At 45.6% G+C, this 16,685-nt stretch carries 9 protein-coding genes and 1 pseudogene; 4 read left to right on the forward strand and 6 right to left on the reverse strand.

The annotated features are described in order from the left end of the window. Positions 1-16 precede the first annotated feature (16 nt). Positions 17-652: pseudogene (locus GVO62_RS19665) on the reverse strand (DsbA family protein). A gap of 229 nt (positions 653-881) precedes the next feature. Here GVO62_RS19665 and GVO62_RS05385 point away from each other — a divergent pair. The 4 genes from GVO62_RS05385 (at position 882) to GVO62_RS05400 (ending at position 8,681) form a co-directional block, all read left to right on the forward strand. Next, entirely contained in the window at positions 882-2,159 is a 1,278-nt protein-coding gene (locus GVO62_RS05385; RefSeq protein ID WP_159118061.1) for an O-acetylhomoserine aminocarboxypropyltransferase/cysteine synthase family protein, read from the forward strand. Positions 2,160-2,558: 399 nt separating this feature from the next. Then, positions 2,559-4,373 (forward strand): ABC transporter transmembrane domain-containing protein, encoded by a 1,815-nt coding sequence (locus tag GVO62_RS05390; protein WP_159118062.1) that lies wholly within the window; start codon positions 2,559-2,561, stop codon positions 4,371-4,373. A gap of 140 nt (positions 4,374-4,513) precedes the next feature. After that, positions 4,514-5,572 (forward strand): efflux RND transporter periplasmic adaptor subunit, encoded by a 1,059-nt coding sequence (locus tag GVO62_RS05395; protein WP_159118063.1) that lies wholly within the window; start codon positions 4,514-4,516, stop codon positions 5,570-5,572. Further along, positions 5,565-8,681 carry an efflux RND transporter permease subunit gene (locus GVO62_RS05400; RefSeq protein ID WP_159118064.1) on the forward strand — a complete coding sequence of 1,039 codons (3,117 nt, stop codon included), beginning with the start codon at positions 5,565-5,567 and terminating at the stop codon, positions 8,679-8,681. Before GVO62_RS05395 ends, GVO62_RS05400 begins: the two co-directional genes overlap by 8 nt. A gap of 118 nt (positions 8,682-8,799) precedes the next feature. On the opposite strand, the gene GVO62_RS05405 is transcribed toward GVO62_RS05400, so the two are convergent. The 5 genes from GVO62_RS05405 to GVO62_RS05425 all read right to left on the reverse strand — a co-directional run bounded on the left by GVO62_RS05405 (position 8,800) and on the right by GVO62_RS05425 (position 16,462). Then, positions 8,800-10,035 (reverse strand): alpha/beta hydrolase, encoded by a 1,236-nt coding sequence (locus GVO62_RS05405; RefSeq protein WP_159118065.1) that lies wholly within the window; start codon positions 10,033-10,035, stop codon positions 8,800-8,802. Positions 10,036-10,065: 30 nt separating this feature from the next. Continuing rightward, positions 10,066-10,458, reverse strand: coding sequence for a TerB family tellurite resistance protein (locus tag GVO62_RS05410; protein ID WP_159118066.1), 393 nt, complete (start codon positions 10,456-10,458; stop codon positions 10,066-10,068). Between the two features lie 435 nt (positions 10,459-10,893). Beyond that, positions 10,894-12,111, reverse strand: coding sequence for a phosphoenolpyruvate carboxylase (locus GVO62_RS05415; RefSeq protein WP_159118067.1), 1,218 nt, complete (start codon positions 12,109-12,111; stop codon positions 10,894-10,896). Continuing rightward, complete coding sequence (locus tag GVO62_RS05420) at positions 12,108-12,743, reverse strand: condensin complex protein MksE (protein WP_159118068.1); 636 nt, start codon at positions 12,741-12,743, stop codon at positions 12,108-12,110. The genes GVO62_RS05415 and GVO62_RS05420 overlap by 4 nt, the downstream gene beginning before the upstream one ends. Continuing rightward, positions 12,740-16,462, reverse strand: coding sequence for an ATP-binding protein (locus GVO62_RS05425; RefSeq protein WP_159118069.1), 3,723 nt, complete (start codon positions 16,460-16,462; stop codon positions 12,740-12,742). The genes GVO62_RS05420 and GVO62_RS05425 overlap by 4 nt, the downstream gene beginning before the upstream one ends. Between the last annotated feature and the right edge of the window lie 223 nt (positions 16,463-16,685).

Raw genomic sequence — 16,685 nt, forward strand, 5'->3', positions numbered from 1 at the left:
CTTCTTTCGATAACCGTTACAGACGACGCAGGGTTACACTTGCGTCATAATAGTCGTAAGGTATGTTTTGCCACTGAGCGTTTTTAAGCTCTTGTGACTCTGTCTCTTCTGCCTCAAAGAGTTTGTTGGACTTAAGTATTAAACTGGGGAAGCCTTGCGTACCGATACTACGAACCATATGCATTTCTTCGCTTAGTTTCTCAACTGTACTTGCACTGTTAAGCGCTAATTTAAAGCGCTCGAAATCAAGTCCTATTTCTTAAGCAAAGCCCGCCAAGGTATCAAAGTCTGATGGGTTTCTTGCATTTAGGTAATAGCCTTCTTGAATTGCCTTGATCATTGCCTTCTCTAATATTTTAGCTTCTCCACTATCCTTAGCCTGCGCTTTTGCTGCAAGAACTGCTCGACACGAAGGATAGGTCGAACGACGAGGCTGACACTTTGTCCAAAAATCATAGTTGAATTGTGTTCCAGGCACACGATCTTGAATAGTTTGCCAATAGCCTGCAATAGTAAGTTTCATTTGTTCCGGCATAGGTAAATCACTATCCGGTGCGAGCCCGCCAAGCAAGTAGACAACCTCAATATCGTTGGGTAACTCACGCTGTATTTGCTCCCAAGTAGGAACGAATGCCCAACACCAACTGCACATTGGGTCGTGCACGTAGTAGAGAATAGATTTACTACTTTGCTGTGTTAATTGTTGACCGAGCTGTCGCACTGGCTTTTCCAAAACACTCTCCTACATTTAATTAACAAATAACTTTTTAATACTTCACAAGTAAAGATTTTTGGATTACCTTAACTAACAGACCTATAGACGTCTAAACATCTAAACACCTAAACGCGCAAAATATAAATTAACTTTTAAGGTATGTTCAATGAAACCAGAAACCATTGCATTACACGCAGGCTATACTAGCGAAGAAACCACAAAAGCAGCAACTACTCCTATTTATCAAACCACATCATTTACGTTTGATAATACGCAACATGGTGCTGATTTGTTCGACCTTAAAGTGCCAGGTTATATCTACAGCCGCATAATGAATCCGACCAACGCAGTGTTAGAGCAGCGTTTAACTGAATTAGAGGGTGGTGTGGGCGCTTTAGCGGTAGCCTCTGGTATGGCCGCTATTCGCTACGCCATTGAAGCTATCGCAGAAGTCGGTAGCAATATTGTAAGTGTTGGACAGTTATACGGCGGCACCTACAACCTTTTTGCGCATACATTTCCTCGCCAAGGTATTCAAACTACCTTCGTACAAGCTAATGACTTCGATGGCCTTGCTGCCGCTATTGATGAAAATACCAAAGCCGTATTTTGCGAGTCTATTGGCAACCCTGCAGGAAACGTTGTTGATATTAAACGTTGGGCCGATATTGCACATGCCGCAGGCGTGCCGCTAATTGTTGATAACACCGTAGCCACTCCTATTCTTTGCAAAGTGTTCGATCATGGTGCCGACATCGCCATTCACTCGTTAACCAAATATATTGGCGGTCACGGTACTACAGTGGGCGGCATTATTGTTGACTCAGGTAACTTTGATTGGGCTGCCCAGCCAGAACGATTCAGTATGCTGACTACACCCGATCCTAGCTACCATGGCGTTACTTACACAGAAGCACTTGGCCCAGCCGCGTATATTGGCCGTTGCCGCGTTGTGCCTCTGCGTAACACAGGGGCTGCACTTTCTGCACAAAGTGCGTTTAATATTATGCAAGGTTTAGAAACCTTATCGTTACGGATGGAGCGCCACTGCGAAAACGCAGAAAAAGTGGCTGCGTTTCTTGAAAAGCACCCTTCAGTGAATTGGGTTAACTATGCTGCCCTGCCTGATAGTGAGCACTTCGACACCTGCCAACGCATTTGTGGCGGTAAAGCAGCCGGTATTATCAGCTTTGGTATTCAAGGTGGATTGCCAGCAGGCGCTAAGTTTATCGATGCCCTACAGCTAATTCTACGCTTGGTTAACATTGGTGATGCAAAGTCTCTAGCCTGTCACCCAGCTAGCACCACACACCGTCAGTTAAATGCTGATGAGCTTGCATCGGCTGGTGTTAGTGAAGATATGGTTCGTATTTCGGTAGGTATTGAACATATTGACGATATTGTAGCTGACATTGAACAAGCTCTTATTGCTAGTCAAAGCTAAGCACTTGAAGCTGCTAAACTTTGCACTTCAAAGTGCTTAATTACTATCAGGTACGTAGGGGTTCCAGATAATAAATGGAGCCCCAAGCCTTTTTTTACTTTGAGCCCAGCCGTTTTCTATTCTTGATTTTTCTTTTCTTGCTTTAACTATGCGACTTCCGCCATTCCCTAAAAAATTTTAATCCGACCTGCGCTAGTCAAGACAAGTCACAACGAATAAGGTTCAACCCACCTGATTTACTGCAACTGTAGTCGCATGAATAAATCAACTTTTCCCAGTTCAGCGTATAGTCTTAACCATTGAACGTTCTCAGCTTCTGTTCGAACGCATTGATAGCGCAAATCAGATACGGTTTTCCGTAGCATCGCTTTATCTGTTGAAAATTTAAAAGAGGTTATTTTGGCAATACCGTTAAATGAAGTGTCAACAAAACAAGTACTGCAGTGGATAGGTTCACACCTAAGCCGTTACAAAAAACGTGTCGCTGGGGCCATTACCGCCTTGTTTACTGCCGCTTTAGCATGGTTAATGTTAGGACAAGGCATTAAATACGCTATCGATAGCGGCTTTGTAGAAAGCGCTTCTGAAACCTTAAACCAGGCCACGCTTATTGTGTTGCTAATAACGCTGATTGCCTGCATTGCGACCTATGCCCGCTTTTACTTGATGACATGGTTAGGCGAGAGAGTCAGTGCCGACATTAGAAATCAGGTTTACTCTCATTTGCTCTCACTTCCCCCTTCATTTTTCGCAGAGCTTAGAACCGGTGAGGTTATCTCACGCTTCACTAGCGACACTACGGTAATTCAAACCGTAGTGGGGATGAGTTTATCGATGACGCTGCGTTCTATTGTTACCTTCGTAGGTGCATTGGCGTTAATGACCTTTTCCAGCCCACTGCTAACATTTTGTGTCATTGTTGCCGTGCCGGCAGTACTCGTTCCAATTAAAGTACTCGCGCCCCAAGTTCGTCGTTATGCAAAAGCAAGCCAAGATAAAGTGGCAGACCTAGGCGCGCGTATTGATGAAAGTTTACATGAAATAATGACCGTACAAGCTTACAACGCTGAAAATGCTGAGCGCCTGCATTTTTCTAAAAAAGTAGAGCTTGCCATGGACGTAGCCAAAAAGCGTATTCATTACCGTTCGTTGCTGATTGGCTGCATTATGTGTATCAGCATGACAGCAATTATCTTTATTGCTTGGGTAGGCGCAATGCAGGTACTCGACGGAACCATGACAGTCGGCGAACTCTCTGCGTTTCTTTTCTATGCAGTGATGGCTGGCGGCAGCGTGGCCACAATTAGTGAAGTCATAGGCGAAGTACAGCGTGGTGTGGGGGCTAGCGAACGTTTATACGAACTATTTACTACTGAGTCAGCTATCAAACCCGTATCAGATAAGGTGAAGAAAATTACCGAGTCTGAGCGCGCAGAAGAATCTAACCCCAGAGAGGTTGAAAATAAAGTTTCAATTTCCAAGGCTGCCCCAAGAATTCAGTTGGATAAGGTCAGCTTCGCATATCCTAATAGTAAACCTCTGTTTAATAACTTAAACATTGATATACAAGCCGGTGAACGCCTTGCTTTAGTTGGTGCTAGTGGCGCAGGTAAAACAACCCTGTTTCAACTTCTTATGCGCTTCTACGACCCTAGCGCTGGGCAGATCCTATTTAACGGAATACCTATTAATAAAATGCCCGTTGATGTCTTGAGGCGTCATATTGCGATAGTAACCCAAGAGCCCGTAGTGTTTGCAGATACCGTGTTGGAAAACATTCGTTATGGCAGTCCTGATGCAACCGACGAAGCCGTTGTGAATGCTGCAAAACAAGCCTTTGCACACGAGTTTATCGATAACCTTGATGAACGCTACAACACTCAGCTAGGAGAACGCGGTGTAAAGCTTTCTGGCGGACAAAAACAACGCATTGCCATTGCACGCGCCATTTTAGCAGACAGACCTATCTTACTTCTTGATGAAGCGACAAGTGCGCTTGATGCAATGAGTGAACGTATGGTTCAGCAAGCCATAGACAGGTTGATGGTCGGCAAAACTAGCATTGTCATTGCGCACAGACTCGCTACCGTACAGCATGCTGACCGCATAATTGTGATGGACAAAGGAAACGTCGTGGGAAGTGGAGATCATGCTTCGTTGATGAAAAGCGATACCTTGTATAGGGAATACGCCGAACTGCAATTGCTTAGCTGAACCGCCTATGGTGCTATACGGTACAAATATGAGATTAACCAAAAGTCTAATAATTAGGCAATTTGAAAAGACAACAACAAAGAACTTGCAGTAAAAAAGATAACGAAGAACCGCAAGTTCGATAACGCTACGGGTTTAAAATGAAAAATTCAGTATATGGTGCACTAAAGACATGGACTGGTCTTTGTGCTCTTTTTCTTATTGCGATACCGGTTGCTAACGCTCAATTCATGGGCGACAGACAAGCGAAACTTGTCGTCACCAAGTCTATCGAATTTATGAACGAGACGCGAAAAGTAGAGGCCGTTGGTAGCGCTGAGGCCGTGCGCTCCATCATCCTGTACCCGGCCGTTTCTGACGAAGTCACAGAAATCAATTTTGTCCCCGGCCAATCGGTTGAGAAAGGTAAGGTGCTTGTTCGTCTTGATGACAGACGCCAACAAACTGCGCTCAAACGCGCTAGGCTGAATCTAGAAGATGCACAGCGCACAGTAGAAAGATTGGCGTCTAGCTACAAGCAAGGCGCAGTACCTATCAGTGAATTAGACTTGGCTCGCACCCAGCGGGACCTTGCCGAAGTTGCATTAGAAGAGGCACAAGCAGATTTAGACGACAGGCATATTATTGCTCCGTTCGACGGTGTTGTTGGGATAACTGATGTTGAAGTGGGCGATCGAATAAACGAGCAAACGGTTATCACTACGCTAGATAACCGAAGCAAACTTTTCGTTAACTTCAAAGCCCCTGAAGCCGCATTGCGAGTGCTGCTCAATGCCCCTAATGTTACCTTAGAGCCATGGAGCGATAAAGAAACGCTAGTAAGGGCTGAAATAGCGCAGGTTGATTCGCGCATTAATGAAGCAGACCGTACCCTTCGAGCACGAGCACTGCTTGATAATTCATCAGATCAATTCCGTCCAGGTATGAGCTTTCGCGTTAACTTAAGTATTGAAGGTGACCGTTTTGCCGCTATTCCAGAAGCTGCACTGCTTTGGGGGGCTACTGGCGCTTACATATGGCTTGCTGAAGACGGAAAAGCCAAGCGAGTTGATGTGAGTGTTCATCAAAGGCTACGAGGCACCATTCTAGTTTCTGGCGAGCTCAAAGAAGGCGACAAACTGATTGCAGAAGGTGTACAACGTTTGCGTACTGGTCAGGAAATTACAACTGAACTGGCCGGAGGGCCTCAAGGTGAGTGATCCTAATCTAGCTTCTTCTGTTAACGATTTACCTTCTTTATCAATACGACGTCCTGTTCTTATTGTTGTATTGAACTTACTTATTGCTATTGCTGGTCTTGCCGCACTAAGTGGTCTTGAAGTTCGTGAACTTCCTGACGTGGACACGCCCCGGGTTACTGTAACCGCCCAATTTCCTGGCGCGTCACCAGAAACGGTTGATGCCGAAGTAACAGGTCGCCTTGAAGGTGCGGTTGCCCGGGTAAGTGGCGTAAAAGATATTTATGCGCAAAGCGAAGAAAATTCAGCGCGGGTTCGCGTAGAGTTTCGTCCTGGTGTTAATTTGGAAGATGCCGCGAACGAAGTGCGTGAATCGGTAAGCCGCGTACAAAGACAGCTTCCTGATGACGTTGAACAAGTGGCGATTATTCGCGCAGACAGCGACGCGCAAGCGGTAGTAAGCTTGGCTATATCAAGCGATACGCTGGATATGGAAACCCTTACCGAACGGGTTGATACAGATGTTGCACCACTATTTTTAAGCATTCCCGGCGTTGCCGATGTAACCTTAAATGGCGATAGAGAGCGCGTACTGCGTGTTTCAGTTGACCCACTGCGTCTCACTAGCTTTGGTTTATCAATGAGTGACATTGCCGATGCATTGTCACTGGCACCCTTTGATGTGCCCGCAGGAAGCATACAATCCGCTGAACAGGCATTAATCGTTCGCGCTGACGCCACATCTGTCTCAGCTGAAGACGTGGGCAATATTGTGGTCACCGGTGATATACGAATTAACGACGTAGCCAGTGTCTTTTTCGGTCCTGCTGACACCACCAGCGTGGTCCGCCTAGACGGCACACCTGTTATTGGCGTAGGCGTTATCCGTCAAGCTAGCTCAAATACTATCGAAATTTCGGATGAAGTGCTGGCGATGGTAAAAGACCTCGACAAGCGCTTTACTGATATGAATATTGTAGTCACCGCTGACGATGCAGAATTTATTCGAGACTCTGTTAAAGAGGTAGTGATATCACTGAGCCTTACTGTTGCGCTTGTGGTAGTTACGCTACTGGTGTTTATAGGCTCATGGCGCGCAACCATAGTACCAGCGCTGTCTATACCTGTGTCGCTGGCAGGCGCCCTTGCTATTATCTGGGGTATGGGCTTTTCCATTAATATCCTTACCCTTCTTGCGCTTGTACTGGCAACGGGCATGATAGTAGATGATGCGATCGTGGTTTCTGAGAATATTCAGCGACGCCGCAGCATGGGGCTTGGCGCTCGTGCCGCTGCCGTCGTTGGCACAAGAGAAGTGTTTTTTGCCGTGGTCGCCACAACCGCAGTACTGGCCTCCGTATTTATTCCTATTGCATTTTTACCCTCTACCGCAGGGCGATTATTTAGGGAATTCGGTGGTGTGCTCGCTGGCGCAGTAGTTATCTCATCTTTTGTCGCACTGTCTCTAGTCCCCGCATTAACGGCTCGGTTAAAAGTAAAACCAGCCAGTAAAGATGGTCTGTTCAGTAAAACCTTTGGCAAATTTGGTCATACCTGTTTACGTCTTTATCAAGCCTCGCTACTCAAAGCGCTAAAGTACGGCTGGGTTGTGGGGATTTTGAGTTTAGCAGCAGGCGGTGGTGCATATATTTTAGCGCAAAATATCGACAATGAGCTTCTGCCTAGTGAAGACAGGGGCACTATTCGCATTTTTGCCCGGGGTCCGGACGGGGCTGGCCTAAACTTCATGGACAGGCAAGCAGAGAAAATGGAAGAGCTTCTCATGCCTTATGTGGAAAACGGCACGATAGACTCTATTTACACTGTGGTGGGTTCTTGGGATCCAAACATTGTTTTCATCACTGCGCCACTTAAGCATTGGGATGAACGAGACAAATCCCTCCAAGATGTGGTGAATGAAATCCGTCCAAAACTTCAGCAAATCCCGGGAGCACCGGGCAATGCCTTTGGCGGAAATAGTTTGAACCTTCGAGGACAAGGCGGCGGGCTTGAAATAGCGCTTACCGGTGATACCTATGAAAACATCTTCAGTGCTGCACAACGCTTTTCCCGCCAGCTTGAAGAAACGTTACCTGAGCTTGGCAGGCCTCGTATAAGCTACGACCCCACGCAGCCACAGATGCGTGTAAATATCGACAGACGCCGCGCTGAAGAGCTAGGTGTGCCACTTACTGATATTGCAAGCACCCTTCGCGCTGCGGTTAATGGCGATGATATTGCTGATTTAAACGTGGGCGATCAAGCCATTCCAATTATGCTGCAAACCAATAACCGCAGTACGCTTGACCCTTCCGAACTTACCAGTCTGTACGTAAAAAGTAATGACGGTAATCTGGTTCCTCTTTCCAGCGTTGCATTTATAAGCGAAGAAGGTGTGGCTGCTGAGTTAGAACGACAGGCGCAAAGACGTGCGATAAAGGTTGAAATGGAACTTCCTGAGGATGTAGCGCTTAGCGACGTTGTTGAAAAAATTCGAGCGCTTGGTCTTGATACTCTTCCAGATGGTATAGGACTAGTATTTTTAGGCGAGGCGCAGACTTTTGAAGAAACCTCTAAACAAGTCGCGCTTACCTATATATTGGCATTTGTTATCGTTCTGTTGGTACTTGCCGCACAGTTTGAGAGCGTAAATAGCGCGGTTGTGGTAATGCTCACCGTTCCTTTTGGAATAGCAGCGGCTGTGTATGCCCTGTTTTTAACGGGCACAAGCATTAATATTTATTCGCAGATAGGCCTAGTGATGCTGATTGGTCTGCTAGCCAAAAACGCAATTCTTCTTATTGAGTTTGCCGACCAGCTTCGTGACAAAGGATACGATGTTTACGATGCGATTGTTGAGGCCGGTAAAGTGCGTTTACGTCCCATTATGATGACACTGGTGTCGACCATTCTCGGTGGTCTACCGCTTATACTCTCTACTGGTGCAGGTGCAGAAGCCCGCAACGCAATAGGATGGGTGGTATTTGGTGGTTTAGGTATTGCCGTAGTATTTACCCTGTATCTAACCCCTGTACTTTACTTAGCCTTAGCTCGTTTTACCAAACCGCGTGCAGATGAAAGTGCAAAATTAGAGAAAGAAATGGAAGATGCTCAGGCACATAGCGCCTAGGCGATAAGTGTTTGAGCGTTTTATAGAAAGTAAACCTAAACTGTTATCCTGTCGGTAAAAGACGCGCTCGCCAATTTGCATTCAGGTAATAGTTTAGGTTCGCCATGTAAGCAATTGCTCACTCGCTTTTGCAGAAAGTTGCGGCCTCTTCTTTTCCGATAAATGCAGTTAACTGGTCTACTACCTTTTCGAAATAAGGGTTATAGGTTAGCCTTGCGTAAACGTGAGGCCTTTCTTCTTCTGTTGGTTCATATCCCCAAGGCCCAAACCAAACCTCCTCTCCTGCGATACAGCGTGATTCTTTTTCGTCGCTCTGACCGTTGTCACAAATTCGGAAATCACTTTGCGTGCCGTATAGTGAATTGTTAGCAGAAAACAGCGTACTCATGTGCGATGCCGCGCTAATGCGCTGCTCTGGTAATTTCATAGTTTGAACAATACGCATATTTGAAGGTATGTCAGGCTCATTTTCTCCCTGCCAGACTAAACACTTTTTCGGGTGGGTGAAGTTGTCCTTAAATTGCTGAGCAATGGTTAGCGTATCAACAACGCTGTCTTTTTCTGCAACGACCATGAAAACTGGCAAATTCAATTTACTTTGTTTGCTTGCTGATGCAGAAAACAAATCTTGAAGCGCATTAACACTTTCTTGGTAGGCTGCAAAGCCCGGCATAGCGGTGGAATTATATCGACTTGGATTGTCTTCCTCTTCAACATTAGGCCACGGAAACAGTGAGTCAACGTAAGGCGCTAAACGAGAGACGAAAAAGCGAGATTTGTACGCGGGTGAGAAATGAACGAGCCCTTTTATGTCAAGTTGGTCGGCCATTGTAAAACTAGCAATAGTGGTTAAGTTTGCTCCTGTCGAAAAACCACCCAGGTATAGGTTATCGACTTCGCTAGAAAACAGCTTGATGTGATGATTTGTTTCCTTTTGCCATTGCTGATAGCTGACATTTAGCATGTCTCCAGGTTTAGAGCCATGACCCGGCAATAAGATAGTTCTGACATGAACCCCCTCCCGACACAAAGCGCTGGCGATGTCTCGAAAGAAAAACGGAGAATCACCTAATCCATGAACAAGTAGTAGCCCTTTCTCGGTGTACTGAGAGCCGCATTCAAACGGCATATTCATGGTTACTTCTTTTGCTTTATCATCAGAAATGAACGCTCTATGCTGGTAAAGGTAAGCTTCAACTTCTTCTAAATAAGCGCTAAAAGGCTGAATTCCAACAGGAAACTGTTTTTCGCTGGCACTAAATTGAGAACTGTGTGACGAATGACAGCCGCTTGACATAAAAAGCGACAGCGAAGCGGCACATGTAAATGCCGCTTTGATTACAAGGTTTGACATTATTTATAGGTCTATTTTCGATACGCTGAATTATTGAAGGGTATCTTTTCCTGAAACTAGTGCCTTAGCCAATAACTTATGGGTAAGAAGCGAGAGCAGTTCCGTTTCTTCTTCACTACGCTCCCCGTCTACACCGGTTATCGCCATCGCAACTTCTAATGTTTTTTCAGCATCAAATGACAAGTCATTCTTTAGACTGCGTAAAAAAGTAATTGCATCGCCCGTGTCGATAGCCTTTCGAGTTTGATAGATAGTGTCGTTCAAGAAAGCTTCGCGGCAGATTGGGCTTTGCCAATCGAGCGATTCTATTATTGAGCTAAGATAATCCTGTTCAGACAGCGTTACCATACCGTCAACTTGATAAAGTAATACTGATAATTTGATTAGGGCCTGATTAAAGCTTTGTTGTTCTGATAATTGCATAACACTCTTCCTCTTCGTACTGTACGCGGCAGTACCACAACATGTACTGCATCCTGCAGTAGCGATAGTTTTGCGTTTACTTCACTGACATTTTGTATTCCGCACAAGGACGGCGCGGTAACGAATCACTGCATAAATAACCTAGACCAATGAATTGACGGTAATGTTACGCTGCAATGAAGCTTTTAGTTCATCATGTTAAATAAGTGTAAACGCTTAATGTATTATAGGTGCTTTTTAACAGGTTCCAAGTATCGTGCGTGGCAAAAAAGTAAGAATTTTTTGACGATGATAGCAATATAGAAACTTGGGGCTTAAAATATTAGTGAAGGTCCATCCAGGACTTGTTAATAGTAGAAACAATTGAAAAAATGGTCGCCCAGCAGACATTAAAATATATTGCTAGGCGCTTTTTATATTGACGTTTTGCTGGCGCTATCTTAGCCCTAGAGTGATGTCATTGATATAAAAGTTTCCCGTATAAATCGAATCATTTTGACCATGAGGCTCTAACGCGAAAAATTGCTTGTCCTCAGTGGTTAGTGATTGATAGCCACCAATGACCTGATAAATCCACACTTCAGGGTCGAAGTCTAAAGAATGCTCTTCATAGTAATTTAGCGCTGTCTTAGGCTGACCTGAGTCAATGACCTCACAGAAATATTCTTCCACTGCTTGTTGTAGGGGATCTTTTTCTAACGACAATGTCGATTGTTCCGTAACATCAATATCGACCGGTTTAGTTTCTTCGTGCTTGGACTGACGTTTGTGAATGTGAGTCAACGAACCGACTATATGCTGATAGTCTGCTTCATGCTCTACATTGTTAACGTCAGGAGCAGCATTTGAAATGATAGAGTCTGAATGATTAAACAACACCGGGACATTGGTCAGATTAGCATAGTTGCCCGGCGCGAAGTCAGGCTGCTGCTCCATGTGCAGCAAAAAGCCTTTTAGCAAGCGTGTACGGCCTTGGAACTCTCTGAATCTGCCTAGCAAATCAAGCAAGCGAGCTTGTACTACCGATAACTCCTGCGCAGCTTTGGCAAAACGCTGCTGCAGCGACACCACCAACAGATGACGGAGCTCTCGGTTAGAGCCAGCCAATTCACTTAATTCATCGAAACGAAAACACTCAAGTTGTGCCAATAAGTCTGTGACCTGCCCTTGTGCCAGTTCATTTTCACGAATTTTTGCTTCAACCGAAGACACATAGCCGAATTCATTGTTAATGCGGCCAAACATGACACGCACACTATTGCTCAATGATTCTGAAAGCTGATAAACATGCTCGGTCAAATCGCCCATATGGGCGGCGGCTTCGTTATATTTACCGTAATGAAGCGCCTCTTTGTAATGCTCGGTTAAGGTTTTAAGGCTTGCCAACGACGCACCAATATTGGCGTTAATAGTACGATTGCGTTCGTCTTGCAAACTGCCTTCTAAAAGGGTTCTTACCGCACTTTTTAAACGCAGTTCACTCTGGGCCTCTGGGCGCCATAACACACCTAACTGAACGAGCTGTTCTAATATCTTAGGGCTGTGATCTCGCTCCTTTACCGAACCATTAATATACGCCTGCATAATAAGGTCGCTGTGACGACCCAGTGCATTTAATAGTTTAGTGCCTGCCTGAATTAATACCTGGGTCATATCAAGCTACCTTGCGAAATAGCGGCCTCCGCCTGCTCAGATAAACTCAATGCTTCCGTTTCATCAATAAAGCGAAGTATCTCGTACAAGTGTTCAATTTTACCCGTGCCTAAATAAATCTGCTTGTCCGGATTTGGCTTTATCAAATAGCCCATTTCGGTTAAGCGCTTAAATACCTGCTTGAGCTGGCCGTCTAAATTCACACTGGTAGAGCCGAACATACGGTAACGCGATATCTTCTCTAGCTGTTCAGCGTAGGCGGGTGTATCTTCGATAGTGGTTTGCAGTTCGTTCAAGCGAATGGCGCTGCCCATGGTAATTGGCATATCAGATTCATTCGCTTGCTGAACCAACAGCAACCATTCCACCAAAGGTACTAAGTTCGACGCTGTATCTTGAAACTGCTGGGTAAGCACTTTACGCTCGTTCTCTCCAATGGTGAGAAAACTGGCGAAGAAAACGTCACCTTCGGCGGTGGTCGATAGTGTACGGTTTAATAGCGCCAAATGAGGTTCTAACTGTGCTGCATTGTCTCTTGATTTAAGAAAACGCCACGCCTCTTCATCGGTCACCTGACAAATAAACGCGCCTTGTAAAAGTGCGCTTAGTACACGGCCTTGTTCTGTCATCATGCTGATGTCTCCTCACCTGCTACTTCACCGTTCTTTTCTGCTTCTTTTTTTAATTTTATGCGCGCCCCTATAGAGCTTGCTTTTGGCTGAACCACCTGCAGTTGGCGGGTCACCTTATCTATCAAGTAGCGGTTTTCAAACAGCGTCAGTACTTCCGATTCCGGGTTAGGGAATGCGCCGACAACACTAATGTTGTTGTTTTGACATGCTTCAAAGATTTTCTTCACGTTGTTTTGGTGAAGTGTACCTAATTCATCAATAGGCCAGTGCACTGTGGCATCGGCATCACCGCGCAGAAGACGGGTGAAAGCGAGTAAAAACTTACACAAGATAAGGTATGCCATACCGTGGCTTGATGATTCATTAAGCTGACGGTCGGTACGAATGACGAGGTCACTTTTACCTTCGCGTAGGTGTAACTCAATATCAAGTAGCTTGCTAATGCCGCCCGTAAGCGCCGCACGACCAAGAATATCAAGAACACGGCGCATACTTTGACCGTATTCTTCCTCTGGTAACTCGTTAGCCCCCTCTTCCATCCAGTGCTCATAGAGCTTTCTGAATTGCTCAAGTTCAGGCCAGAATTCAAGTTCACTGATACGTGAGCGAATTTTAACAGCCGAGTCTGATACACCATCAAGAGAAAGATCGCCGTCAACCTCTTGGGTAATACGGCGGCTTTGCGACACAATGCGTTTGTCGATGTCGGCAAGTACAAAGTAGTATTGCGAAAGATCGGCACCAAAGATACGGCCTTGCTCACGCAAGCCCTGTAGTTTCTGAGGAACAATAACATTTAGAAGCTGGGCTAAGTGCGACACCATACGGCGGTGATCAAAGCTCTTCACGCCGTGGGCGTTAATTGTGGCGCATTCCTCTCGAGCGCGCTCCCATGTGTCCGATAAACCTGTACCGGCTTGCGCGGCAATCAGCTGATCAAACCTTTCTACGTAAGCACGAATATCGCTGAGCAAGTTCTCTCTTTCTTGAAGCTGGCTTTGCACTTCCGATATTCGCTGACCGATGCTAACATCATCATGCTTGATCTCTGCGGTTTCGTCACCGGCGTGTAACGTAAGTTTAGCTAGGGATTTGCTTAAACTTTTAACCTGCTCTAGATGGTCGCTGGCGGTTTTAAGCGTTGCTTCTAGTTGCGCATGCTGTTCTTGAAGCTGCTCTCTTGCCGTCTTGTAGGTTGCCTGCTTACTCGCCAAGCTTCGTTCAGATTCACCGAGTAACTTGCGCGCTTTAGATAAGCCTTCCTGCCATACAACCTTTTGTTTCGTGAATACATTGGAATACCAGCGCTCATAGTCGGCCACTTTATGACGATGGGTTTCAGTGCGCGTTATATCTTCTTTTAGCTTATTGATTTGCTTTTTAAGCTGACCTATTTCGTCAACGTCGACACCGCGATTGCTTAACTCACTTTCCAGCCAGTCTTGCATACCCTTACGGTCTTGCGCCGCACTCTCTTTCGCTTTGCGCATATCGCTATCGGCTTGGGAAATCCTCGCTTCGCTATCAGCGATAAGCTGTTGCCAATGGAACTTATGCTCGGTTTCCGCTTCGCGCTGCTGATCTTTTATCTCATCTCGACTCAGCTCGAACTGTGCCTTTGCCTGCTTTTGCGCTTGCTGATTGGCTTCCAGCTTAGTTTTGGCTTTCTGCTTACGTACAGATAAGGCCTGCTGATATTCACTGAGTACTGTATCTCGGTCTTGCTGTGCACGTTTGCGCGTCGCCTCTGCGCTTTTTACCGTGTTATCTTTTTGCGTAACCACGAGTTCCGCGTTGCGCACGTCTTCGTTTGCTTTTGCAAGGCGCTGCTCACATTCGTTTTGTGCTGCATGTGCCGCAGCTTGTCGCACTTCCGCTTCGTGTAGCTGCTGTTTAAGCGCTTGCTCGGTAAAGGCATAATCAGGTGTATCAAGTTCAGTAAGCGCTAGTTTAACACCATTGAATGTGTCGCTAACGCCCACCGAATCTATCGCCAACGAAGGCGCCAAATCGGTACGTTCTAATAGTTCTGGTCGAATTATCTTTCCAAGCGACAATTCCCAGTCGTCAACATTAGCGCGCAGGAATTCAAGTAGCGACCCTTCGCCAGGGTATAAAAGCGCATTAATTTTACTAACCGCTTTTTCTTCTTGCTGAAAGGCATTACGCGCTTTATCCAACGCGTTTGAACATTCTTTGCGAAACTCTACCGACTTGCTATGGGCCTGCTGAGCTTGTCTTAATTCACCGCGGGCCGCATCTTCATTAATCGATGCTTCTTTTATGGACGCATCAAGAATATCTAACTGGGATTGCTCAAATTCGTTGTAGCCTGCGTTGCTTAGTGAAGCCTTAAGCTCAGCTTCTGCGACTTTCAGCTCATTTAAACTAGTTTGGTAATCATTCTGTATTGCACTGAGCTGACCATTATAATCATCTTGAATACGGCTCAACGCTTCACGCTCGTTTTGCTGCTGCTGCGCTTTATTCTCAGCGGCCTCTTGGCGTGCGGCTGACATCTCTTCCAACGTGATTGAGAGCTTCTCGCCTAGTTCTGCTAAGCGCTTGTTGTACGCAGACTCTATATCTTGGTGCTTTTCTGTAAGCAAAACATAGCGACTATCGGCCATGGCCTTTTCATTTTGCCACTGCGACAAATTTGCAACGTCTTCTTTAAGCTGCTCAATATTTTCGTCTTGCCACTTATCGAATTCACGCTCTACTGTATCTAATTCACTCGTGAACTTTTCAACATCGGCGCGGGCAGAAGAAATAACCTGATTCAAGTGATCGCGAGTATCGCCCCACTCGCTGTCCGTTTGTTTACGCTGAAAACTGTTTTCATCAAGCTCGTTTTTGGTGGTTTCAACACGTGCAGCCAGGTAAGTTTTATCAAGTTCAAAGCTATGTTTCAGGTTAGCAAGCACTTGCTCTGTGCTTGTCAGAGCCATGTCAGCTTGTTCAAGTTTGGAAAACTCAGGGCGGATTTTGTCGAATTGTTTGATTAAGTGACATTCTTTAATCCAGTCATCAACGCGATGACGACTTAGGCCCGAAGTAGGTGGCGTGACGCCATCTTCTTCTAAGATAGCAGCGATCATTGCCTTGATGGTTTCCATCTTGCCTTCTTTCGAGTGAACCGCTTTAGCCAGCTTCTCGATATGGCGCATATGCTTGGAAGGTTCGCACAGACTAAAAATTTTCGCATAGCCTAGTAGTTCGCGGGCATTGTTGCTTTGGTTTAACACACCGTGATCGTTTTGAATAATTGCGCGGAAGTCTTTGGTATTCAGCAAACTGGTGACCAAAATGTTGTTACGCTTCATGGCGCGGGCAAGCTCGGCACTGCTTACACTGGCGTGTTTTCCATTCTTTTGCTCTATCAAATAGTCGCTGATTTCAAATGGCTTACCAATTAAACGGTAGTTTACGCCTGTACCGTTTGAGCTTAACACTGCTTGGCACAGGTCACCTTCAGCACGTGTGTATTCGTAGATAATAAAGCTTGATAAACGAGGTAAATACCAACGCTCGAAACTGTCTCGCGTTGCCGGTACCACGCGACTTGGGTATTCACCGTAAAACACGGGAATAAGTCGCTGAAGGGTAGTTTTACCCGACGCATTGGTACCACAAATATTGGTGTGCCCATCAAGCTTTAGCTCGACCACGCCAGGTAAATGCGTGTCGATTAGAATAATACGTTTTAAGCCTGCCATAGTGTTCCTGTATCAAAAACTCTGCCGTGTGACTGTTCACACAACATAAAACTGTGCTTAACAAAGGTTTAAGAAAATTGCCTACCTTCACATCCAAGCACGCGCGCACGATGTAGCCCGTCAGTGTATTATGAATTAGCTAACTTGCACAGACGCAGGTTGATTTGTTGGTTATAAAGCGCGCTATTGAGGGTTGATTTTTGCTTCTTTCTTCATGTTGATA

Source organism: Alteromonas sp. KUL150 (genome assembly GCF_009811475.1).
Classification (GTDB): Bacteria; Pseudomonadota; Gammaproteobacteria; order Enterobacterales; family Alteromonadaceae; genus Alteromonas; species Alteromonas gracilis.